The following is a 23,436-nucleotide window of genomic DNA, read 5'->3' as shown; positions in this document are numbered from 1 at the left end:
ACACCTGATGGTCAGTCTGCTCCGTACCTACATGCGCCCGTACGCCTGGCTGCTCGTCGCCGTCGTCGTCCTGCAGGCGATCGAGGCGGCCGGGAACCTCTACCTGCCCAACCTGAACGCGGACATCATCGACGACGGTGTGGTCCAGAGCGACAACGACTTCATCTGGAAGATGGGCCTGCGCATGCTCATCGTCTCGATCGTGCTCAGCGTGGTGGCGGTGATCTGCACCTACGTCTCCTCCTACGTGGCGGCGGGCACGGCCGACCGGATCCGCACCGCGATCTACCGCCGCGTGCAGTCGTTCTCGGCGGCCGAGATGAGCCGGTTCGAGGTCTCCTCGCTGACCACCCGCAGCGTCAACGACGTCCAGCAGATCCAGCTGTTCGTCCAGCTCGCCCTCAGCATGCTGCTGATCGCCCTGTTCACCAGCGGCGGGGCGATCGTGATGGCGGTGCGCGAGGCGCCCCGGCTGAGCCCGGTGCTGATCGCCACCATCGCGGTGCTGCTGGTGCTGACCGTGATCGTGGTGCTGCGGCTGCTGCCGATGGGCCGCGAGGTCCAGGAGCGCACCGACCGGATCAACCAGGTGATGCGCGAGCAGATCTCCGGCGTCCGGGTCACCCGGGCGTTCCTGCGCACCCCGCACGAGCGCGAGCGCTTCGAGGTCTCCAACGCCGAGGTCACCGACGTCTCGATCCGCTCCGGCCGGCTCTTCGCGGTGGTCCTGTCGGTCGCCACCGGCGTGACCAACCTGGCCAGCGTGGGCGTGATCTGGTTCGGCGGCAAGCAGATCGCCGACGGCAGCCTGGAGATCGGCAACCTCACCGCGTTCATCCTGTACCTGCTGGCGATCCTGATCTACACGGTGATCGCGGTGGCGGTGCTGGCGATGGTGCCGCGCGCGGCGGCCAGCGCCGACCGCATCCTGCAGGTGCTGAACACGGTCCCGGCGATCGGTGACCCGCCCTCTCCCCAGCTGCCGCAGCCCGACTCCGCCGAGACCGGCCTGGTCGAGCTGCGCAACGTCGACTTCGGCTACGCCGGCAGCGAGCGCCCGGTCCTGCACGACATCGACCTCACCTTCCACCCGGGCCGCACCACGGCGATCATCGGCGGCACCGGCAGCGGCAAGAGCACGCTGCTGCGGCTGATACCCCGGCTGCTCGACGCCACCGGCGGCTCGGTCCGGGTCAACGGCCTGGAGGTGGGCGCCCAGCCGGTCGCCGACCTGCGCGCCGGCATCGGCCTGGTGCCGCAGACCGCGTTCCTGTTCGCCGGCACGATCGCCGGCAACCTGCGGCTGGGCCGGCCCGAGGCCGGTGACGACGAGCTCTGGCAGGCCCTGGAGATCGCCCAGGCCCACGACTTCGTCTCTGCCCTGCGCGACGGCCTGGACTCCCGGGTCGAGCGTGGCGGCGTGAACTTCTCCGGTGGCCAGCGCCAGCGCCTGGCCATCGCCCGGGCCCTGGTCCGGCGTCCCCGCCTGTACCTCTTCGACGACTGCTTCTCGGCCCTGGACGCGGCGACCGACGCCCGGCTGCGGGCCGCCCTGCGAGCAGGAACGACCGACGCGACGGTGGTCATCGTGGCTCAGCGAGCCAGCACGATCATGCAGGCCGACCAGATCATCGTCCTGGACAACGGGCGGGTCGACGGGATCGGCACCCACGACGAGCTCCTGGCCTCCTGCCTCACGTACCAGGAGATCGTGGCGTCCCAGCTCGGGGCGGGGGCGGCGGCGTGAGCGACACCGTGCAGACCCCGCCCGAGTCACCCGCTCCGCTGCTGCCGCCCCCACCCGCGGCGGTGAAGTCGCAGCGCGGAACCGTCTGGCGGGTGGCCGGTCTGCTCGCCCCCGAGCGTCCCCAGGTCATCGCCATCACCCTGCTCACCACCCTCTCGGTGGCGCTGCTGGTGGCCGGTCCCTGGCTGCTCGGCAAGGCCACCGACACGATCTTCGAGGGCTTCGTCGGCGCCCAGGCCCCGGCCGGGATGAGCAAGGACGAGGTCCTCGGCCTGCTGCGCCTGGGCGGCAACGAGCAGCTCGCCAAGATGATCTCCGGCGTCGACTTCATAGCCGGCGTCGGTATCGACTTCGGCGAGCTGGGCCGGATCCTGGCCTGGACCGGCGCCGCCTACGGCCTCAGCGCGGTGGCCAACTGGGTGCAGGCGCACATCCTGATCGGCGTGGTCCAGCGCACCGTGTACCGGCTGCGCGAGGAGGCCGAGGAGAAGCTCGGCCGGCTGCCGCTGAAGTACTTCGACACCCACCCGCACGGTGACATCCTCAGCCGGGTCACCAACGACATCGACAACTTCACCACCAGCCTCCAGGACGTCCTCAGCGGACTGCTGACCAACGTCCTCACCGTGGTCGGGGTGACGGCGGTGATGTTCTGGATCTCGCCGCCGCTGGCCCTGGTCGCCCTGTTCACCCTGCCGATCGTGATCGTCGTGGCGGCGTTCATCGCGATCCAGGCCAAGCCGCACTTCGTCGAGAACTGGGACCGCACCGGCGAACTCACCGGCCAGGTCGAGGAGACCTACGCCGGGCACGAGCTGCTGGCCGCCTACGGCCGGCAGGAGTCGGTGGTCGAGGACTTCACCGAGCGCAGCGGCAAGCTGCGCGACGCGGGCTTCCGGGCGCAGTGGCTGTCCGGGGTGATCCTGCCGGTGACCATGTTCATCGGGAACGTCAACTACGTGGCGGTCGCGGCGTTCGGCGGCTTCCAGGTGGCCTCCGGGGCGATCACGATCGGCGCGGTACAGACCTTCATCCAGTACTCCAAGCGGTTCACCACCCCGATCGCCCAGGTCGCCTCGCAGATCAACATGCTGCAGTCCGGGATCGCCTCGGCCGACCGGGTCTTCGAGTACCTGGACACCCCCGAGCAGCCCGAGCTGGCCGCCGATCAGGAGCTTCGGAACCAGAGGACGCCGGTGGGCACCGAGGCCCGCAGCATCCGGTTCGAGAACGTGGGCTTCCGGTACGACCCCGACGTCCCCCTGATCGAGGACCTGGACCTGGAGGCGAAGCCGGGGCAGACCGTGGCCATCGTCGGCCCGACCGGGGCCGGCAAGACCACCGTGGTCAACCTGCTCATCCGCTTCTACGAGATCGACAGCGGCACGATCCGGCTGGACGGCGTGGACTACCGCGAGCTGTCCCGCGACCAGGTGCGCTCGGCCTTCGGGATGGTGCTGCAGGACACCTGGCTGTTCCACGGCACGATCCGGGAGAACATCGCCTACGGGCGCGAGAACGCCTCCGACGAGGACGTGGCCGCCGCGGCCAAGGCGGCCTACGTGGACGACTTCGTCTCCACCCTGCCCGACGGCTACGACACCGTGCTGGACAGCGACGCCACCAACATCTCGGCCGGGCAGAAGCAGCTGCTCACCATCGCCCGGGCCTTCCTGGCCGATCCCGGGGTGCTGATCCTCGACGAGGCCACCAGCAGCGTGGACACCCGCACCGAGGTGCTGATCCAGGAGGCGATGGCCCGCCTGCAGGCCGGCCGCACGAGTTTCGTGATCGCGCACCGGCTCTCGACGATCCGCAGCGCCGACACGATCGTGGTGATGCAGGCCGGCCGGGTGGTCGAGCAGGGCTCGCACGAGGAGCTGATCCGGCGCAAGGGCCTGTACCACAACCTTTACCAGAGCCAGTGGACCCAGGGAGCGGATCCGGACGATGGCAGTCACTGACACTCTTCCCGCAGGTGATCTCCGTGACCCGTTCCGGCGTCTCGGGCAGCTCTTCGACGAGGGGCGCTTCGAACCGCTGAACCCCTCGGCGGCCGACGCGGCTGCTGGGGCGGCCGGGCACGTCGAGGTGCAGGTGGTGCGCGGTGAGATCGACGGTGTGAAGGTGATCGCCTTCTGCACCGACGCCACCCGGATGGGCGGCGCCCTCGGGCAGGCCGGTTCCGACCGGATCGTCGAGGCCACCGACACCGCCGTGGCCGAGAACTGCCCGGTGGTCGGGGTCTGGCACTCCGGCGGCGCCAAGCTGGCCGACGGCGTGGAGTCGATGAACGGCGTGGGCGAGATGTTCGCGGCGATGACCCGGGCCTCGGGCAAGGTCCCGCAGATCTCGGTGATCGTCGGCCCGGCGGCCGGCGCCGCCGCCTACGGCCCGGCCCTGACCGACGTGGTGATCATGGCCCCGGCCGCCCGGATGTTCATCACCGGCCCCGACGTGGTGCGCAGCGTCACCGGCCAGCAGATCGACATGGACGGCCTGGGCGGGCCCGAGGCGCACGGCCGGCGCTCGGGCGTCTCGCACGTCAGCGCCCACGACGAGGCCGACGCCTACCTGCGCACCCGTGACCTGGTGGCGCTGCTGGGCCGGCCCGGCCACTTCACCCCCGAGCCCGGGATGCCCGGCGAGGACCTGGGCGCCCTGCTGCCCGACTCGCCCCGCCGCGCCTACGACGTGCACCCGATCATCAACGCCGTGCTCGACCCGGCCGAGCACACCCGTGAGGCCGGCTCGGGCTTCTTCGAGCTGCAGGCGAAGTGGGCCCCCAACGTGGTCACCGGCCTGGGCCGGCTCGGCGGCGGCACGGTCGGCGTGGTCGCCACCAACCCGATCCGCAAGGGCGGCTGCCTGGACTCGATCAGCGCCGAGAAGGCCTCGCGCTTCGTGCGGATGTGCGACGCGCTCGGCATCCCGCTGCTGGTCCTGGTCGATGTGCCCGGCTACCTGCCCGGCGTGGGCGAGGAGTGGAACGGCGTGGTCCGCCGCGGCGCCAAGCTGCTGCACGCCTTCGCCGAGGCCTCGGTCCCGCGGGTCACCCTGGTCACCCGCAAGGCCTACGGCGGCGCGTACATCGCGATGAACTCCCGCTCGCTGGGGGCCACCGCCTACTTCGCCTGGCCGAACGCCGAGATCGCGGTGATGGGGGCGCAGGCCGCGGTCGAGGTGCTGCACCGCAAGAAGCTCGCCGCCGTCGCGCCCGAGGGCCGCGAGGCCCTGCTCGCCGAGCTGGTCGAGCAGCAGGAGCGGGAGGCCGGCGGCGTGAACCGGGCCCTCGCCCTGGGGGTGCTGGACGAGGTGGTCGAGCCGCACGACACCCGCCGCAAGCTGATCGAGACGTTCGGCGCACACCCCGCCACCCGCGGCCAGCACAAGAACATCCCGCTGTAGGCAACCGGCTCAAGATCCCGCCTCCGCCTGCCGACAACCAGCGACGGCGGCGGAAGGGGGACGGATGCGCACGGTGCGCGGGGCGTTCGCCTGCGTTCTGGCCGTCTCGGGGTTCTACACGCTGATGGTGGCGCTGCACTCGGCCGGCCTGGTCGACCTCTCGGCCGCCGTGATCGTCGGCTTCACCGTGGTCCTGATCAGCGGTTACGCCGTGGTCTGCTGGCTGCGGGCCGCCCTGGTGCCGGGAGACCGGGTGCCGTGGACGCTGATCGGCTGCGGGCTGGCCTCCTACGCCGCCGGATCGGTGCTGTGGCAGGCCGTCCTGACCCGCCGCGACCCGCCGCCCTACCCCTCCGTGTCCGACCTGCTCTGGCTGGCCATGGCGCCGTTGGTGGTGACCGGCATCTGGCTGATGGTCCGGGCCCGGGTCGGCCATCGCAACAGCTCCCTGCTCGACGGCCTGGTCGCCGGGCTGGGCGTGGCCTCGGTGGCCGCCCTGCTGTGGCTGCCGGGACTGACCGAGGAGGCCGGCGCCTCGTGGTGGACCAACGTGGTCAACTTCGCCTACCCCCTGGTCGACCTGGCCCTGGCCGCCTCGGCGATCGGCGCCATGGCCGCGGTCGGGGCCTGGCGGCGTCCGGCCTGGCTGCTGCTGAGCTCCGGGTTCCTGGTGTTCACGGCGGCCGACATCTGGTACCTGGTCCTGGTTCTGGAGGGCACTTTCCACGAGGGGGAGTGGAACGACTGGAGCTACCTGCTGGCGATCGGCCTGATCGCCTCGGCCGCGTTGGTCCCGCCGGAGCGGCCCCCGCCGGAGCAGGCGGCCGCCCCGCGCCGGTACGAGTTCCTCGTCCCGGTGGTGTTCGGTCTGCTGCCGATCGGGGTGCTGGTCGCGGGCTCGCTCACCGACACCCAGGCGTCCCCGGTCGCCGTCGGCCTGGCCGTGGCCGCCCTGGTCGCGGTGGCGGTGCGCACCGCCCTGGCGATCCGGGAGGTGGTTGCCCTCTCCGACCAGCGCCGCCTGGCCCGCACCGACAGCCTGACCGGCCTGCCCAACCGCCGGGCCCTCTACGACCTGCTGGAACAGCACCAGGCCGGGCCCGGGGCGGTGATGATCATCGACCTGGACCGGTTCAAGGAGATCAACGACGCGCTCGGCCACCAGGTCGGTGACGAGCTGCTGCGCCAGGTCTCGGCCCGGTTCACCGCCGCGCTCGCCACCCCGGCCCTCCCGCCCGGCTCACCGGGGCCCCCGGGCACGATCGCCCGGCTGGGCGGCGACGAGTTCGCCGTGCTGCTGCCGCACGCCCCGCGCGAGCAGGCGGCCGGTACCGCCGCGGCCCTGCTGCACGCCCTGAACGAGCCGTTCGTGATCACCGACACCCTGCTGCACGTGGGCGCCAGCATCGGGATCACCTCGCTGCGGCCGGGCCGCACGCTGGGCCGGGCGCTGGCCGAGGCCGACCTGGCGATGTACCGGGCCAAGACCGCCCGCACCGGGTTCGAGGTGTACGACGACAGCCAGGACAACACCGCCTGGGACCGGCTGGCCCTGGTCGAGGCGCTGCGGCTGGCCCTGGACCGGCAGCAGCTCTCGCTCGCCTTCCAGCCGATCGTCCAGGCCCGCACCGGCCGGGCCCGCTCGGTGGAGGCCCTGGCCCGCTGGAACGACCCGGAACGGGGCACCGTGCCGCCGGACGTCTTCCTGCCGCTGGCCGAGCACGCCGGGCTGATGCCCGCCCTCACCCGCAACGTCCTCGACCTGGCCTTCGACGAGGCCGCCGAGCTGCGCCGGCGCGGGCACGAGGTGGCGGTGTCGGTGAACCTGTCGGCCAGCGACCTGCTCGACGGCCGGCTGGAGCACGACATCGCCCGGCGGCTGCACGAGCGCGACCTGCCCGCCGCGGCGGTGAAGATCGAGATCACCGAGTCGCTGCTGGTCGACAGCGGCGGCCGGGCCGGGCAGTTCCTGCTGGCGATGCGCGAGCTGGGGATCGAGCTGCTGGTCGACGACTTCGGCACCGGCTACTCCAGCATGGCCTACCTGCACGACCTGCCGGTCTCCACGCTGAAGATCGACCGGGCCTTCACCAGCCGGCTGGCCACCGACCGGCGCACCGGGGTGATCGTCGCCTCGACCATCGAGATGGCCCACCGGCTGGGCCTGGACGTGGTCGCCGAGGGGGTCGAGACCGAGCAGGAACTGGCCTGGCTGCAGGCCGGTGACTGCGACCTGATCCAGGGTTACCTGACCTCCCGGCCGCTGTCCGCCGACGACCTGCACGCCTGGCTGGAGCGTGAGCCGGCCCTGCCGGTGGGGGCCGCGACCGTACCGGTCGCGGCCCCTCCGGATCAGTGAGGGATCACTCGCCGGCCTCGTAGTCGGAGTCCATCGCCGCGAACATCTCCTTGCCGGTGCTCTGCCCGCTGAAGATCTCCTGCAGCCCGCTGAGCATGGTCTGCTGCACCTTCGGGTTCGGCCACAGCTGGTCCATGAACGGCACGGTCCGGTCGTCGTTGATGTACGTGGCCACGTCCTGCAGCGTCGGGTCGACCTCGGCGCCGCTGTCCGGCAGGGCCGGGATGCCGCCCTGCGCCTCGACGAACAGCTTCATCCCCTCGGGCGACATCACGAAGCTGACGAACTTCAGCGCCAGGTCCTTGTTCTTGGTCTTGGCGTTGATCCCGTAGCCGGCCCCGGCGGCCGCCGGGATCAGCGTCTTCGCCTCGTCGTCGAGGGCCGGCAGCGGCTTGAAGGTGAACGAGGCGTCCGGGTTCTTCTCCTTCAGCAGCGACACGATCCAGTTGCCCTGCACCACGCCCAGCGTCCGGCCGTCCGCGGCCAGCGCCTGGGAGGCCTCGTAGCTGGTGCCCAGCGGGTCCTTCTGGAAGCAGCCGGCGTCGAACATCTCCTGGTACTTGGCCAGGGCCTGCTCCCAGGCCGAACCGGTGAAGGTGGCCTGCCCGTCGGCCATCCGGGTGTCGAAGTCCGGGTCGTCGGGGTAGAGCGTGCTGGCCACCAGGGAGTACAGGACGAGCTGGGTCACCCAGTTGTCCTGGATCCCCAGAGCGAAGGCCGGGGTCTTCTTCTCGGCCGCGGCCTGGCAGAAGGGGATCACGTCGGACCAGGTGGCGGGCGCCTCCAGCCCGGACTTCTCCAGGGCCTCGACGTTGTAGATCGCGCCGATCGCGTTCAGCCCGTACACCGCGTTGTACGTCTTGCCCTCGTACTGGGTGACGGTCTTCAGTGCGTCCGGGTACTTCCCGGCCCAGGGCTGGTCGGAAAGGTCCATCAGGTAGCCCGGTTTGGCCAGCACGTAGGTGGCCCCCGGGTTGCCGTTGCCCGGCCAGACACTCATCACGTCGGGGGCCGTGCCGGAGGCCAGCTGGGTGCGGATCTGCTGCTGGTACTGGTCGGCGGCGCTGGTGGTGAACTCGACCTTCACCCCCGGGTTGGCCTTCTCGAAGGCCTGGACCACGGGCTCGATCGAACCCTGGTCGACCGAGGCCAGGGTCAGGGTCTTCGAGCCCCCGTCACCGTCCTCGGAGTCGGAGGCGGCCTGGGTGCCCCCGGCACAGGCGGCGAGCAGGGCGGCGGCAGCGCCCACGGCGACGAACTTCGGCAGCGTGCGATTCATGTCTCTCTCCTGCTGGACGACATTGTTGCAGCGGGAATTCGCGGAAACTTCAGTGACGCAGAGCGGTGGAACGGGCAGTGAACTCGTACGTTCCGGCGGCGAGCCGGAAGTGGGCGTTGCCCAGGGCCTCGACCCCTGGGCGGGTGGCGGCGGGGTCGCCGCCCTCGGTGACGCTCGACGGGTCGTCGGTGGGCATCTGCAGCACGGCCGTGCTGCCGGGCGGCACGCTCGCCGTCACGGTGACCGTGCCGGCCTGGTCCAGCGACCAGCCGCAGGCGACCCGGCCACGGGCCGTCTCCTGCGACCCCTTCGCCCAGGTCAGCCGGCCGCCGGGGGTGGGGCGCAGGAGCAGTTCGGAATAAGCCGTGGAGGCGGGGGTCTGGTCGATCCCGGCCACCCGCCCGAACAGCCAGTCCCCGATGCTGCCCAGGCTGTAGTGGTTGAACGAGTTCATCGAGGCCGACTGGAACCCGGCGTGCTCGGTCCAGCCGTCCCAGCGTTCCCAGATCGTGGTGGCGCCGTTGCGGATCGAGTAGCCCCACGAGGGGTACTCGTCCTGGTGCAGCAGCGCGTAGGCGACGTCGGCGTGACCGTGCTCGGTGAGCACCGGGCAGAGCAGGTTCACCCCCACGAAGCCGGTGGTCAGCCGGTTGCCGCGGGCCTTCAGGTCGGCCACCAGGTGCCCCGCGGCGGCCGCCACCAGGTGCTCGGGCAGCAGGCCGAAGCCCAGGGCCAGCAGGTAGGCGGTCTGGGTGTCGCCGTGCACGGTGCCGTCCGGCCCGACGAACGCCTCGATGAACGCCTCGCGGATCCCGGCGTGCAGCTGCCGGTACTTCTGCGCGGTCTCCGGGTCGCCCAGCACCTCGGCGGCCTCGGCCACGGTCTCGGTGCTCTTGGCGAACCAGGCGGTGGAGAGCACCGCCCGCGGCGTCCACGCATCCACCTGCAGCCAGTCGCCGTAGGAGTTTCCGGTGCGCTTACGCCACAGCAGGTCGGGGTTGTTCCGATGGATGAAGTCCACCCAGGCGCGCATACCCCCAAAGGCGCGTTCCAGCGTCCTTTGGTCGCCGTAGGCCCGCCAGAGGTGCCACGGGATGACAACCCCGCCGTCCCCCCAGACCGGGGCCGCCTGACGGTTGATCGACATCACCGGGGCGATGTCCCGGAACGCGCCCTCGTCGTCCTGACCGTCGAGCACGTCCAGTACCCAGCGGGCGAAGAAGGCCGACACGTCGGCGTTCCGGCTGGCGGTGGCCGCGAAGATCTGGGCGTCGGCCAGCCAGCCCAGGCGCTCGTCGCGCTGGGGGCAGTCGGTGGGCACCGACACCCAGTTCCCGCGCTGCCCCCACTCGATGTTCGACTGCAACTGGTTCACCGTGCTGTCCGAGCACTCGAACGACCCCGTCCAGGGGGTGTCGCTGTGCAGCACCTGAGCCTGCACGTCCCCCGCGTCCAGCTCGTACGGAAGCCCAGTGACTTCCGCGAAGCGGAACCCGTGGAAGGTGAACTGCGGCTCGAACACCTCTTCGGCCTCGCCGCGGGCCACATAGGTGTCGATGGCCTCGGCCCGACGCAGGTTGGCCACGTACAGCTCGCCCTGGTCGAGAATCTCGGCGTGCCGCAGGCGGATCCGGGTGCCCGCCGCAACGCCGCGTACAGTCAGCCGAACTCGTCCCACCAGGTTCTGGCCGAAGTCGACAATGCTCTTCTCGGTTGCGTTCTCGACCGAGACGGCGCCCACCGTCCGCGTCACCCGCACCGGCTCGTCCGGTTCGGCGACCAGCGGACCGGGCGTCTCGTCGACCACCGCGACCGCACGGAATCCGCTCCGGCGTCCACCCCAGCCACCGGGGTTGCCCTCCGAGGCCTCGGGGGAGTCGTCCTCGGTCACGTCCACGAAGCCCGGCGCGTCCCAGCCCGGCACCTGCGCCTGGGCGTCCACGTACTCGCCCATCAGCATGTCCGAGAACTGGATCGGGCCCGGCCCTTCCATCCACTCGCCGTCGGTGGTCACCGAACGCTGTGAGCCGTCTTCGAACCAGAGGACGAGGCGGGCCAGGAACGCGGGAGCGTCACCGTAGTGGGCGGCGGGTTTGCGGGGATCGAAACCCACGTACCCCGCCCACCAGCCGTCTGCCACCACCGCGCCGAGCACGTTCTCGCCCACCTGCAGGGAGGCCGTCACGTCGTGGGTCTGGTACTGCAGCCGATGCCGGTACTCCGTCCACCCCGGCGCCAGTTCGCTGTCCCCGACCCGGGAACCGTTGAGGCGGGCCTGGTAGATGCCGTGGGCGGTGGAGTACAGCCGGGCGCGCACGGGCTGACGCTCCAGCACGAACGATCGGCGCAGATACAGCGGCGGGGGCAGCGCGTGCGTGGCCACCGTACGGTCGTGGTCGGTGGGGGGATCCATCGGCGGATGGTTCACCGAGTCCCGCCCGATCCACACAGCCCTGCCCGCAGCCTGCCAGGCCTCAGGCCGCAGCAGACCGGTCTCGAACAAGGAATCGGCCGGTGTCGCCGGTTCTCCGGCCTGGTCCCAGACCAGCACCCGCCAGTGGTACCGGGTGGAGGGAGCCAGTTCCGGCCCGTCCCACTCGATCAGCAGCCCGGAAGACGACTCGACCTTCCCGGAGTCCCACAGCCGCCGCTCCGGCACGTCCAGGTCGCCGGCCTGGGCCGCGGCCACGATCTGGTAGGCGCTCTGGGCGGCGCCGCGCTCCTCGGAGCGCAGCTTCCACGACAGGCGGGGCCGGGCGACGTCCAGACCGAGCGGGGTGGTGCGCTGCTCGGTGGTCAGTGCGTAGGGCGTCATCCTTTGAGTCCTCCGGCGAATCCGTTGATGATGCTGCGCTGCAGCGCGAAATAGACCACCAGGATCGGGATCACGCTGATCAGCAGGGCGGCGAAGATGAGGTTCCACTCGGACACGTACTGCCCGACGAACCCGGCCACGGCCACCGGCATGGTCTGCTGGCCGCTGCCGCTCAGGTACAGCAGCGGGGTGAAGAAGTCGTTCCAGACGAACACGGCGTTGAGCACCAGCGCGGTCACCGTGATCGGGCGGAGCATGGGGAAGACCACGAAGCGGAAGGCCTGCCAGTAGCCGCAGCCGTCGATCAGGGCGGCGTCCTCGAAGTCGCGCGGCAGGCCGCGGATGAAGCCGACGTACAGGAACGTGGTGAAGGGCACCTGCAGGCCGGCGTAGAACAGGATCAGGGCCCAGGCCTGGCCGAGCAGGCCCAGGTCGCGCATGGTCTGGTACAGCGGCAGGGTGGCCAGCTGGAAGGGCAGGACCAGGCCGAGCATGATCAGCGCGAACGTGCCCCGTGACCAGTTCTTCTTCACCCGGGCCAGGGGGTAGGCGGCCAGGGCGGAGGCGGCCAGCACGATCAGCACGCTCACGGTGGTGACCAGCAGGCTGTTGCCCAGGGCCCCGCCGAGGGCGCCGTCGCGCCAGGCGTCGCTGAAGTTGGAGAGCGTGGGCGAGGTGGTCGGGCGCAGCGGGGAGGAGGTGTCCGACGGCGCTCGCACGGCCAGGTTGATCAGCACGTAGACCGGGAAGGCGATCACCAGGGCGACCGCGATCATGCCCAGTTCGAGGGCGAAGGTGGAACGGCGGTAACGGTTCACGAGAGATCGGCCTCCCGGCGCGAGAGGAACGCGTACTGCCCGGCCGAGATCACCGCGACGATGACGGTGAGGACCACGGCCAGCGCGATGCTGTAGCCGAACTCGCCGAGGGTGAAGGCGTCCTTGTAGATCAGGGTGGAGAGGGTGTCGGTGGCGTGCCCGGGGCCACCGCCGGTGAGGGCCCAGACCTGGTCGAACAGCTTGATGCCGCCGATGATCGAGAGCATCAGGTTGATCGTGATCGCCGGGGCCAGCAGCGGGCGGGTGACGTACCAGAAACGCCGCACCGAGCCGGCGCCGTCGATCGCCGCGGCCTCCTGCACCTCCCGCGGGATCGACTGCAGGCCGGCCACGAAGATGACCATCGAGTACCCGGCGAACTGCCAGACGATCACCGCGACCACCGACCACAGCGCCAGGTCGGGATCGCCCAGCCAGTTCTTCTGCAGCGACTCCAGCCCGAGCGCGCCGAACAGGGCGTTCACCGCACCCTCGGGGCCGAGCAGGTTGCGCCACAGGTAGGCGGTGACGATCGGGGTGATCACGGCGGGGGCGAACAGCAGCACCCGCAGCACGTTGCGCGACTTGATCGCCGAGTTGACCCCCAGCGCCAGCAGCAGCCCCAGGCCGTTCTGGATCACCGTGATGGCGACGGCGATGATCAGCGTGTGCCGGATCGAGGCCAGCGCGTCCGGGTCGTCGAGCATGTCGCCGAAGTTGCCGAGGCCGACCCAGGCGAAGTCGGGGGACAGGCCGTCCCAGTCGGTGAAGGCGTAGTACACGCCACGGGCGCTGGGAATGAGCACGACGAAGGCGAAGAGCAGCAGGGCCGGCGCGGCGAACCACCACGGAGGAGCGGACTGGGAGCGCCGCCCGCGCCGGGCGCCGGGTGGGGCGGCGGGGCCGGTTCCGGGTGGACGCGCCGGGGGATGCCCGGGCGAGGTGACCGTCATCAGGTGCCCTTTCCTCTCTGAAAGGTTTCAGACCCGTGCCGCACAGCACCGGCTCGATCAGCTTTGTGGGTAACGTTTTCCAACCGGTGCGCCGAACGTAGGTAGCTGGTGCGCGAACGGTCAAGAGGCGTCGATCGAGCGCGAGCGGGACGTGCGACGAACGGTCATCGGCAGTTGCCTGCCGCGCGCCGGGCGTGTTAAACGTTGCCCACTCAATGAGGAGGGGCATGGATCCGGGAACCGGTCTGCGGCGGGTGACGATCGTCGACGTCGCAGCGCATGCGCAGGTGTCCACCACGGCCGTCTCCAAGGTGATGCGCAACGCCTACGGGGTCAGCCCGGCCATGCGCGAGAAGGTGAACGCGGCGATCGCGGAGCTCGGCTACCGGCCTCGGGCCGCGGCCCGGGGGATGCGTGGGCGCACGTACACGATCGGCGTGCTGCTGCCCGACATCCGTAACCCGTTCTTCCCCGAGATCGTCGACGGCATCACCGACCGCCTGCACGACACCGAGTACCAGGTGATGCTGGGCACCGGCAGCCGGATCCGGACGCCGGGGCTCAGTGCCTCCGACGCCGCCGCCGAGCTGCGGCTGATCGAGTCGATGGTCGACCGCGGGATGGACGGCATGGTGCTGGTGGCGCCGGCTTCCGGGCAGAAGCAGGTGGACGAGGTGGCGGCCGGGGTGCCGCTGGTGGTGATCGGGCGGCACATGCGCTCGGCCCAGCACGACACGGTGGTGGACGACGACGCCCGCGGGGCCGCGCTGGTGGTGGACCACTTGGCCGGGCTCGGGCACCGCCGGATCGCCCACGTCGACCAGCGCGAACCGGACAACGGCCGGTCCGCGACGATGCCGAACACGGTGCGTACCCGGGGTTATCGCGACGCGATGAGCGCGCGGGGCCTGGGGGCGCAGATCGAGGTCGTCTCCACCGGCTACACCGAGGAGGGCGGCTACGCGGGCGCCCAGCAGCTGCTGGGGCGGGCCGTGCGGCCCACGGCGATCTTCGCCGGCGCCGACATCGTGGCCATGGGCGTGCTCACCGCGGTGGCCGAGGCCGGCCTGCGGGTGCCCGAGGACATCTCGGTGGCCGGGTACGACAACACCAGCTTCGCCGCGCTCGGGCCGATCGGGCTGACCAGTGTCGACCAGGCCGGGCACCAGATCGGCGCCGACGCGGCCCGGCTGCTGCTGGAGCGGATGGCGGACCGCGATCGTCCCTCGACGTTCATCACCACCTCGCCCACCCTGGTGGTGCGCCGCACCACCGCCGCCCCACCCGACTGACGTGCCCCGACCGGGCTGACCTGGCAAAGTTCCCGGCGGAGCGGGTGATGTTCATCGCGGCCCGAAACCGGCCGGAATCCGGCTGGTGACGGCCGGGCCTGCGGGATGCTGTGCGATCGGCGGCAGCGCGACCTCACCCGGCTGCCGCACGCGCACTGGAGCGGGCCGGTGGTTTCCGCAAGCATGGGTCACGCTCGTGTCAACCGACAGTACACACAGTTAAGGGAGTTCGATGGCAGGCGGTCTGGCGGCACTACTGGACGACATTGCCGTGCTGGCCAAGGCGGCGGCCGCGTCCGTGGACGACGTCGCCGCGGCGGCCGGGCGGGCCAGCACGAAGGCGGCGGGCGTGGTGATCGACGACACCGCGGTCACGCCTCGCTACGTGCACGGTTTCACCCCCGACCGGGAACTGCCCATCGTCTGGAAGATCGCGGTGGGCTCCCTGCGCAACAAGGTGCTCTTCATCCTCCCGGCGGCGTTGCTGCTCAGCCAGTTCCTGGACTGGCTGCTCACGCCGATCCTGATGTGCGGTGGTGTCTACCTCGCCTACGAGGGCGCCGAGAAGATCTACGAGCTGATCGCGCACCGCGACCACAAGAAGGAGGAGACGGCCGCCGAGCGCGGGCCGGAGGACGAGAAGGCGATGGTGCGCGGCGCCATCACCACCGACTTCATCCTCTCCGCGGAGATCATGGTGATCTCGCTGAACGAGGTCACCGACGAGCCGTTCGTGACCCGGGCGCTGATCCTGCTGGTGGTCGCGTTCCTGGTCACCGTGCTGGTGTACGGCCTGGTCGGGCTGATCGTGAAGGTCGACGACATCGGCCTGAAGCTGATCGAGACCAAGCAGGGCCTGATGTCCTCGGTGGGCCGGTTCCTGGTCGCGGCCATGCCCAGGGTGCTCTCGGTGCTGTCCACCGTCGGTATCGCCGCCATGCTCTGGGTGGGTGGCCACATCCTCCTGGTCGGCGTCGACGAGCTGGGCTGGCACTGGCCGTACGAGACGGTGCACCACTGGGAAGAGGCCGTGCACGGCGGCGCCCTGGGCTGGATCGTGAACACCTTCTCCTCGGCCGTGATCGGCCTCGTGGTCGGCGCCGTGGTGGTGCTGATCATGCACTTCATCCCGCGCAAGAAGAAGGATGGGGCGGCCGCCGAGGCGCACTGATCGAACAGTTCGCAACCACAAACTGAAGGACGCGTGCCCCGACTGCCGGGGCACGCGTCCTTCAGTTCGTGGGTTGCCTTCTACCCCACCGGCTCGCGTTCGCGTTCCCGGCGGGCCTGAACGGCCCGGATGCCCGGGAGCAGGGCGACGATGATGAAGGCGAGCAGCAGCACCCCGGAGATCGGGCGGGTGAGGAAGCCGGTGGGGTCGCCGTCGAACAGCAGCAGCGAGCGGCGCAGCGACTCCTCCAGCAGGGCGCCGAGCACGAAGGCCAGGACCAGCGGGCCGGGGTCGAAGCCGGTCTTCTTCATCAGGTAGCCCAGCGCCCCGAAGGCGATCACCAACACGATGTCGAAGACGCTGTTGTTCACCGTGTAGGCGCCGATCAGGGTGATCAGCACGGTGATCGGGGCCAGGACGGCCGGGCGCACCCGCAGGATCCGGACGAACAGGCCGACCAGCGGGATGCTCATGATCAGCAGCAGCACGTTGCCCAGGTACATGGAGTTGACCACGCCCCAGAACAGTTCGGGGTCCTCCTCCAGCAGTTGCGGGCCCGGCCGCACGCCCTGGATCAGCAGCGCCCCGAAGATCACGGCCATCGTGGCGTTGGCCGGGATGCCCAGGGTCAGGAGCGGGATGAACGACGAGGTGGCGGCCGCGTTGTTGGCGCTCTCGGGGGCGGCCACGCCCTCCACCGCGCCCTGGCCGAAGCGCTCGGGGTGCTTGGAGCGGCGCTTCTCCACCGCGTACGCCGCCAGGGAGGCCATGACGGCCCCGCCGCCGGGCAGGATGCCGAGCACGAAGCCGAGCACCGAGCCGCGCCCGATCGCGCCGCTGGACTGTTTCAGGTCGGTGCGTGAGGGCCACACGTTGTGCACCTCGGTGGGGGCGTGCACGGCGGCCCCGGCGGTGCGCCGCTGTTCCAGACTGTGCAGGATCTCGCCCAGGCCGAACAGGCCCATCGCGATCGGCACGAAGTCCAGGCCGTCAGCCAGCTCGAGACTGCCGAAGGTGAAGCGCTCGCTGCCGGTGAAGGCGTCGCGGCCGACCACGGCCAGCAGCAGGCCCAGGGCGGCGGCGGTCAGGGCCTTGAGCCGGCTGCCGCTGGAGATGGTGGCCACCAGCAGGATGCCCAGCAGGGCCAGGGCGGTGTACTCGGGCGGGCCGAAGTCGAGGGCGAACCCGGCCACCAGCGGCGCCAGCAGCGAAAGAGCGACCACCGAGACGGTTCCGCCGACGAACGAGCCGATCGCGGCGATGCCCAGGGCGGTGCCGGCCCGGCCCTGGCGGGCCAGCGCGTGCCCGTCGAACACGGTGACCACCGAGGAGGCCTCACCGGGCAGGCGCAGCAGCACCGAGGTGATGGTGCCGCCGTACTGGGCGCCGTAGAAGATGCCGGCCAGCATGATCACCGCCCCGACCGCCTCGATCTCGAAGGTGATCGGCAGCAGGATGGCGATGGTGGCGGCCGGGCCGAGGCCCGGCAGCACCCCCACCAGCATCCCGATCACGACGCCGATCAGGCAGTAGAGCAGGTTCGCGGGCTCCAGCACCACGCCGAAACCGTCGATCACCGGGGCGAAATCCACGACGGTCCTTCCAAAGACCCAGAAAACTCAGAACAGGTGGGGGATCGGCACGGCCAGCGCCGCCACGAAGATCAGGTAGAACGCCACCACCGCGGCCAGGCTGGTCACCGCGGTGCTGCGCCAGCTCTCGTGGCCGAAGAAGCGCAGCCAGATCACCATCAGGGCGAGTGAGGGCAGTTCGAAGCCGATCGTCTCGATCAGGGCGACGAAGCCGATCATGGTGGCCAGCCCGGCGGGGACCACCGCCGAGGCCCGGGTGAAGACCTCGGTGTCCTGGTCGCGACGAGAACGCAGGGCCAGGGCCCCACCCAGGACGACCAGCGCGAGACCGACGATCAGCGGCCAGGTTCCGGAGCCCGGCCGCTCGGGGCTGCCCACCCCGAGCCGCCAGGCCCCGACGAGGGCGGCGGCGCCCAGCGCGATCACTGTGAAGGCGACCACCGCATTGGTGAGCGGGCCCGCCGATGGCGCGCGCCCCTCGTCCTCAATTTCGGGTTGGTCTGCCCGGAGCCCGGCCTGCTGAGGGGGGAGAGGCTCGGGCATCACTCGCCGCCCAGGTCGATCTGGTGCTTCTCGGTCACCGCCCGGTAGCTGGCCAGGTTGTCGGTCCACTGCTTGCGCAGGGCCTCGCCGTCGATCTCGTTGGGGGTGAGCTGGTTGTCGGTGTTGAACTTCTGGTAGTTCTCGGCCTGGAAGGCGGTGCCGAAAGCCCCGGCCAGGGTGTCGATCACGTCGGCCGGAGTGCCCTTGGGGGCGAAGACGGCACGCGACTGCTGCACCGGGACGTCGTAGCCGGCCTCGACCGCGGTGGGGGTGTCGGACAGGTAGCTGACCCGTTCGGCGGCGAAGGTGACGATCGGGTTGAGGTCGCCGGACTCGATCTGCTCGACCGCCTCGCCCAGCTGGATCGAGCCGACGTCGACCTGGCCGCCGAGAACCGCGGTGAGGGTGGGGGATCCGCCGTCGAAGGGCACTGCGGTGGCCTCGATGCCGGACTGCGCGAACAGCAGCTCCTGGGACAGCTGGCTGCCGGTCCCCACGCCGGTGGTGCCGAACTTGACCGGCCGGCCCAGCTTCTCGAGGTCCTCGACGGTCTTCAGGTCCGAGTCGGCCGCGGAGACCAGCACGTAGTCGTCCTGGCTGATGCCGGTGACGATCTCGTAGTCGGCGATGTCGGGGGCCTCGCCCTCGGGCACGGCCAGCGGGGTGATGTAGGCCAGGGAGCCGTTGTAGACCATCAGGGTGTGGCCGTCGGCCTTCTTCCCGGCCAGCTCCTGGGCGGCCAGGGCGCCGTTGGCGCCGGGCTTGTTCTCCACCGTGACGGCGACGTCGAGCTCGTTCTTGACCTCTTCGGCCAGGGCGCGGGCGATCAGGTCGGTGCTGCCGCCCGGATCCTGGCCCACGTAGATGATGATCGGGTCACCGCCGGGGAACTCGGCCGCCTCGTCCGAGGAGCCGCTGTCCAGATTGCCGCCGCAGGCGGAGACCAGCAGGCCGAGGGTCAGGACGGAGCCGATCAGGGCCAGTCCGTGACGAGGGCGATGGGTGCGGGTCATGTCGTTCTCCCCTTCGAGAAGACCATGCCGAATCATCCCAATCGGGATTTGAGGGAGCCTAAGTACCTGCGGTCATGCGTGTCCAACTCCGTTCGGGCATGGCTGAATACCTTTTGCGCATCGGCTTGGGCAGTGGGCCGGAGGTCAGCGCAGGACCCAGATCGAGACGCGGGACAGGTGGGTGGCCACGGGCGTGGTGGCCGAGGTCTGGGTGGGTGAGGTGATGGTGGCGTTGTCCGAGCCCAGCCCGAGCTTGCCTCGCCAGTTGTGTCCCCAGCACCACAGGCCGCCGTCGGAACGGGTGGCGCAGGTGCTGTTGCCGCCAGCGGTCACCGAGGTCCAGGTGGTGCCGCTCGCGGGGGCTGCGGCGATGACGGGGGTGGCGGAGTCGGCGGTGTTGGCCGGGGTACCGAACTGCCGGTCGTTGTTGCGGCCCCAGCACCACAGCGTCCCCGCCGCATCGACGCCGCAGCTGTGGTCGTGGCCGACGGCGTAGCTCTTCCAGGCGCCGGTCACTGCGGCGGGCCGGGTGATCGCTCGGGGGGTAGGCACATTGCCGCCCGAGGTACCGGTGCCGGCCTGACCGTTGGCGTTGTTGCCCCAGCAGTAGAGCGCGGTGTCGTTGCGTTTCGTGGCGCAGGCGTGTTCGTTGCTGCTCACCTGTACCGACATCCAGTCGTTGCCTCCGCCGCTGACCTGGGTGGGCCGGTTGAGCGAGACGTTGGGGGTGCCGTTCCCGAGTACCCCGGACGACTGGGCGCCCCAGCACCACAGGCTGTGGTCGGAGCGGATGCCGCAGGTCGCGTTCTGGCCGGTGTCGAGGGAGAGCCAGCGGTCTCCGGTCACGCCGGTCACCACGACTGCGCCGGGGGTGTTCTGGGCGCCTGCGTTGGCGGTGCCCAGGCTGGCGCCGGAGAGATTGCGGCCCCAGCACCAGGCTGCGCCGGTGGTGGCGATGGCGCAGGTGTGGTCGGAGCCGACGCTCACCTCCTCCCAGGAGCCGCTGACCTGTTGAGGGGTGCCGTGGCTGACGTAGTCGCCCTGGCCGAGCTGCCCGGTGGTGTTCTTACCCCAGCAGAACAGGTCCAGGCCGCGGAGGGCGCAGGCGTGGTTCTCCTCGCTGTCCAGGGAGCTCCAGCGGCCCGCACCGGTGTTGGTGTTGCGCAGGGTGTTGCGGAACCAGGCGAGTCCGGTGCCGGGCTGACCGAATTCGGCCGACCCCCAGCAGAAGACCGCGCCGGCGGTGCTCAGGGCGCAGGAGTGGGAACGGGCTACCGATACCTGGGACCAGGTGGTGCCGGTGCTGTTGCCGACTGCGCCCCAGGCCGTGCGATAGAGGATGGTGCCGTCGCCGGCCAGCCCCTGCACGTTGCCGCCCCGGCAGGACAGCGCGCCGCCCTCGATGCCGCAGAACGTGGTGGTGCCGTCGCCCCCGGCGTCGATCGCGCTCCAGCCGGTTGAGGTGCCTGCCTGCTGGGGTGCGCTGGTGTTGGCCCCGCCGTCGCCGAGCTGACCCCAGCACCACAGCTGGCCGCCGGGCTTGGTGGCGTCGCCCGTGGCCGCGGTGATGCCACAGGTGGAGCGGCTGCCGGAGGCCAGAGAAGCCCAATTACGGACGCCGGTGCTCCCGGCGGCGAGGACCGGTGCCATGGTCGTCTGGCTGGCTGCGGTGCTACCGGTGCCCAGTTGCAGGTAGTCGTTCTTGCCCCAGCAGTAGGCCTGCCCCGGCTGTACGGCCGCGCCCTGCACGGTGCCCCCGGCCGCGACCGCGCAGGTGTGCAGCTGGCCGGAGGCCACGGACGAGAACGTGGCGCCGCTCTCGATGCGGGTAGGGGTGGAGCGGCTGGCAGTGGTGCCGTCACCGACCTCGCCGTCGACGTTGCGCCCCCAGCACCACAGGCCGCCGTCCTGGGCGATCGCACAGTTGCGGTCGCCGTCGCCGCTGAGCGACTGCCAAGTACCCGGTACCCCTCCGGTGGAGACGATCCGCGCGGGCACGGTCTGCTGCAGTGGGCTGCCGCCGTTGCCGAGCTGACCCAGCCCACCCCAGCCCCAGCACCAGATGCTGCCGTCGGTGGGACTGCTCTGCAGTGCGCAGGTGGTCTCGCTGCCGCCGGTCAGGGCCTTCCAGGTGGTGCCGCTGGGAGTGATCTCGCGTGGGGTGGCCTGCAGGGTGAAGGTGCTGCCGCGGCCGAGCTGGCCGCCGCTGTTGCGCCCCCAGCAGACCAGCGTGCCCGGCGGCTGGCCGGAGACCGTGGAGGAGCGGATGGCGCAGCTGTGGTGGTAGCCGGTGGCGAGGGCGGAGAAGGTGCCCGGGTCGTCGACCGCGTTCGCCGAGCGCCCGGCCACGCTGTCGCCGACGATGCCGGTCTCCCCGGCCGAGCCCGACTGGTTGTCGCCGGCCCAGGACACGCTGGAGACCGGGATCCAGTAGGCCGAGCCGAACGCGGCCGAGGCCGGGGTGCTGCCGGTGAACCCGGCTTCGACCCGGCCGGGCAGGAGGGCGGCGAACGTGAGCAGCACGAGGCACGTGACGGTGATGACGGCCCACCGTCGCGCCGCGACCTGGGGCCCACGCATGAGTTCCTCCTCGCGCGACCTCCTCGGCCGCTGCGGCCAGAACCTGAGGCTTCTGTGGTGGGAAGGGCCCGTTCAGCGCTGGATCAACGCTGGATCAGAGTGGTCTCGAAGCTGTAGAGGCTGGGCCGGTAGCCGTGCCGGCCGAGTTCGACCGGGCGCCCGCTGTGGTCCAGGACCGTCCGGCTCATGGTCAGCAGGGGTGCGCCGCGCGGTTCCCCGAGCAGGCCGGCCTCGGTGCGGCCGGCCCGGCGGGCGCCGATGCGCTGGTGGGCCACGGCCAGGGTGACGCCGGCCCGGCGCAGCGACGCGTACAGGCCCTGGTGTTCCAGGTCGAACGTGGACAGGTCGGCCACCGAGGCCGGCAGGTGGTTGCGCATCACGGCCAGCGGCTCCCCGCCCACGTGCCGCAGTCGTTCCAGCGCCCAGACCTGGGTGCCCGGCTCGACCTGCAGCTGGCCTGCGGTCTCGGCGTCGGCGGGGGCCAGATCCAGGCTGAGCACCCGGGTGCGGGGGTCCTGCCCGCCGCGGGCCAGGTCGTCGTGCAGGCTGGTCAGCTCCAGGGCCCGGCGCACCTGGGCGTGCACCACCTGGGTGCCGGCACCGCGCTTGCGCACCAGCAGGCCCTGGTCGACCAGCAGCTGGATGGCCTGGCGCACGGTGGGGCGGGACAGACCCAGCTCGGCGGCCAGGGCCACCTCGGTTTCGAGCCGGTCGCCGGGCACCAGGTCGCCGCCGGCCACCGCCTGCTCCAGCTGCCGGGCGATCTGCCGGTACAGCGGCACCGGGCTGGAGCGGTCGATCCGGATCACCGGTCCTCCGGGCATGGTGCCAGGCTACCGGTCGCGGCCGGGGACACGCTGCACTTTGTCTGAACAAACCTTGACACCCTCGGGAGTCGCGTCGCAGGATCGAGACCGCGCGCACCGTGAGCCGGACCTGCCCGCGACCGCCGAAAGGCTCGATGATGAGTGAAGTTTCGCTGTCCGTGCCGATCCGGATCGCCGGTGCCCCGATCTCGTGGGGGGTGTGCGAGGTGCCGGGCTGGGGCTTCCAGATGCCGGCCGAGCGGGTGCTGGGCGAGATGCGCTCGCTGGGCCTGACCGCCACCGAGTTCGGGCCCGAGGGATTTCTGCCCGACGATCCCACTCAGAAGGCGTTGCTGCTGAACGAGTTCGGGCTACGGGCGGTGGGCGGCTTCCTGCCGGTGGTCCTGCACGAGGCGGAGCACGACCCGCTGCCCGAGGTCGACCGGTTCGCCGACGCCTGCCAGGCCGCCGGCGCCGGGGTGGTGGTGCTGGCCGCGGTCACCGGTGGTGACGGCTACGACGTGCGGCCGGAACTCGTTGATTCGCAGTGGAAGACGCTGCTGACCAATCTCGACGCCCTGTCGGCGCACCTGGCCGGGCGGGGTCTGCTGGCCGTGGTGCACCCGCACATGGGCACGCTGATCGAGAGCGACGCTGACGTGCGCCGGGTGCTCGAGGGCTCGCAGATCGCCCTGTGCATCGACACCGGACACCTGGTGGCGGCCGGGGCCGACCCGGTGGCGATCACCCGGGCGGCGCCGCAGCGGGTGGGGCACGTGCACCTGAAAGACGTTGACGCAGCTCAGGCGGCCCGGGTGGTGGCCGGTGAGATCTCGTTCTCGCAGGCTGTGGCCGAGGGGCTGTGGACGGTGCTCGGGCAGGGTTCGGTCGACCTGGGGGCGATGGTCGAAGCCCTGGAGGGGGCCGGCTACCAGGGCTGGTACGTGCTGGAGCAGGACGTGATGCTGAGCCAGGGCCCGCCCGCCGGTGAGGGCCCGGCCGCCGACGTCCGGCGCTGCCTGCAGTGGCTTCAGGACGAACTGGGGGCCCGGGCGTGACT

The 23,436-nt window shown here is 71.0% G+C and carries 16 protein-coding genes; 7 read left to right on the top strand and 9 right to left on the bottom strand.

The features are described 5' to 3' along the window. The first annotated feature begins 4 nt into the window (after positions 1–4). The 4 genes from LWF15_RS18485 (at position 5) to LWF15_RS18470 (ending at position 7,514) form a co-directional block, all read left to right on the top strand. Positions 5–1,747 carry an ABC transporter ATP-binding protein gene (locus LWF15_RS18485; protein WP_408623529.1) on the top strand — a complete coding sequence of 581 codons (1,743 nt, stop codon included), beginning with the start codon at positions 5–7 and terminating at the stop codon, positions 1,745–1,747. Then, positions 1,744–3,711, top strand: a complete 1,968-nt coding sequence (locus LWF15_RS18480; protein WP_232812095.1) for an ABC transporter ATP-binding protein — start codon at positions 1,744–1,746, stop codon at positions 3,709–3,711. Before LWF15_RS18485 ends, LWF15_RS18480 begins: the two co-directional genes overlap by 4 nt. Then, positions 3,698–5,155, top strand: coding sequence for an acyl-CoA carboxylase subunit beta (locus tag LWF15_RS18475; protein WP_232812094.1), 1,458 nt, complete (start codon positions 3,698–3,700; stop codon positions 5,153–5,155). Before LWF15_RS18480 ends, LWF15_RS18475 begins: the two co-directional genes overlap by 14 nt. A gap of 64 nt (positions 5,156–5,219) precedes the next feature. After that, the gene (locus LWF15_RS18470; protein ID WP_232812093.1) at positions 5,220–7,514 is read left to right on the top strand and encodes a putative bifunctional diguanylate cyclase/phosphodiesterase; all 2,295 of its coding nucleotides are present in this window, start codon (positions 5,220–5,222) and stop codon (positions 7,512–7,514) included. A gap of 4 nt (positions 7,515–7,518) precedes the next feature. On the opposite strand, the gene LWF15_RS18465 is transcribed toward LWF15_RS18470, so the two are convergent. Genes LWF15_RS18465 through LWF15_RS18450 form a run of 4 tightly spaced genes read right to left on the bottom strand, consistent with a single transcriptional unit; the run spans position 7,519 to position 13,379 of the window. Beyond that, entirely contained in the window at positions 7,519–8,793 is a 1,275-nt protein-coding gene (locus tag LWF15_RS18465; RefSeq protein WP_232812092.1) for an ABC transporter substrate-binding protein, read from the bottom strand. 49 nt (positions 8,794–8,842) lie between these two features. Then, positions 8,843–11,608 carry an alpha-L-rhamnosidase gene (locus LWF15_RS18460; protein ID WP_232812091.1) on the bottom strand — a complete coding sequence of 922 codons (2,766 nt, stop codon included), beginning with the start codon at positions 11,606–11,608 and terminating at the stop codon, positions 8,843–8,845. Then, positions 11,605–12,426: a carbohydrate ABC transporter permease gene (locus tag LWF15_RS18455; RefSeq protein ID WP_232812090.1), complete on the bottom strand. Its 822-nt coding sequence runs from the start codon at positions 12,424–12,426 to the stop codon at positions 11,605–11,607. Before LWF15_RS18455 ends, LWF15_RS18460 begins: the two co-directional genes overlap by 4 nt. Continuing rightward, a complete protein-coding gene (locus LWF15_RS18450) occupies positions 12,423–13,379 on the bottom strand; it encodes a carbohydrate ABC transporter permease (protein ID WP_232812089.1) in 957 nt (318 codons plus the stop codon). Before LWF15_RS18450 ends, LWF15_RS18455 begins: the two co-directional genes overlap by 4 nt. Before the next feature lie 227 nt (positions 13,380–13,606). Here LWF15_RS18450 and LWF15_RS18445 point away from each other — a divergent pair, with 227 nt between their 5' ends. Together LWF15_RS18445 and LWF15_RS18440 are read left to right on the top strand one after the other, a co-directional pair. After that, positions 13,607–14,671 (top strand): LacI family DNA-binding transcriptional regulator, encoded by a 1,065-nt coding sequence (locus LWF15_RS18445; protein ID WP_232812088.1) that lies wholly within the window; start codon positions 13,607–13,609, stop codon positions 14,669–14,671. 232 nt (positions 14,672–14,903) lie between these two features. Then, positions 14,904–15,842, top strand: a complete 939-nt coding sequence (locus LWF15_RS18440) for a DUF808 domain-containing protein (protein ID WP_232812087.1) — start codon at positions 14,904–14,906, stop codon at positions 15,840–15,842. A gap of 80 nt (positions 15,843–15,922) precedes the next feature. Here LWF15_RS18440 and LWF15_RS18435 read toward each other — a convergent pair whose 3' ends face one another. The 5 genes from LWF15_RS18435 to LWF15_RS18415 form a co-directional block, all read right to left on the bottom strand. Then, positions 15,923–17,434, bottom strand: a complete 1,512-nt coding sequence (locus LWF15_RS18435) for a tripartite tricarboxylate transporter permease (RefSeq protein ID WP_232812086.1) — start codon at positions 17,432–17,434, stop codon at positions 15,923–15,925. 27 nt (positions 17,435–17,461) lie between these two features. Then, positions 17,462–17,977 (bottom strand): tripartite tricarboxylate transporter TctB family protein, encoded by a 516-nt coding sequence (locus tag LWF15_RS18430; protein ID WP_232812085.1) that lies wholly within the window; start codon positions 17,975–17,977, stop codon positions 17,462–17,464. Continuing rightward, entirely contained in the window at positions 17,977–18,990 is a 1,014-nt protein-coding gene (locus LWF15_RS18425; RefSeq protein WP_232812084.1) for a tripartite tricarboxylate transporter substrate binding protein, read from the bottom strand. Before LWF15_RS18425 ends, LWF15_RS18430 begins: the two co-directional genes overlap by 1 nt. A 144-nt stretch (positions 18,991–19,134) precedes the next feature. Then, the gene (locus LWF15_RS18420; RefSeq protein WP_232812083.1) at positions 19,135–21,570 is read right to left on the bottom strand and encodes an RCC1 domain-containing protein; all 2,436 of its coding nucleotides are present in this window, start codon (positions 21,568–21,570) and stop codon (positions 19,135–19,137) included. A gap of 83 nt (positions 21,571–21,653) precedes the next feature. Continuing rightward, positions 21,654–22,394 (bottom strand): GntR family transcriptional regulator, encoded by a 741-nt coding sequence (locus tag LWF15_RS18415; RefSeq protein ID WP_232812082.1) that lies wholly within the window; start codon positions 22,392–22,394, stop codon positions 21,654–21,656. 140 nt (positions 22,395–22,534) lie between these two features. Between LWF15_RS18415 and LWF15_RS18410 the strand changes: the two genes are divergently transcribed. Next, a complete protein-coding gene (locus LWF15_RS18410; protein ID WP_232812081.1) occupies positions 22,535–23,434 on the top strand; it encodes a TIM barrel protein in 900 nt (299 codons plus the stop codon). Positions 23,435–23,436: the final 2 nt, after the last annotated feature.

Source organism: Kineosporia rhizophila (genome assembly GCF_021277265.1).
GTDB lineage: Bacteria > Actinomycetota > Actinomycetes > Actinomycetales > Kineosporiaceae > Kineosporia > Kineosporia rhizophila.
This window is presented reverse-complemented; position numbering and strand designations above follow the sequence as displayed.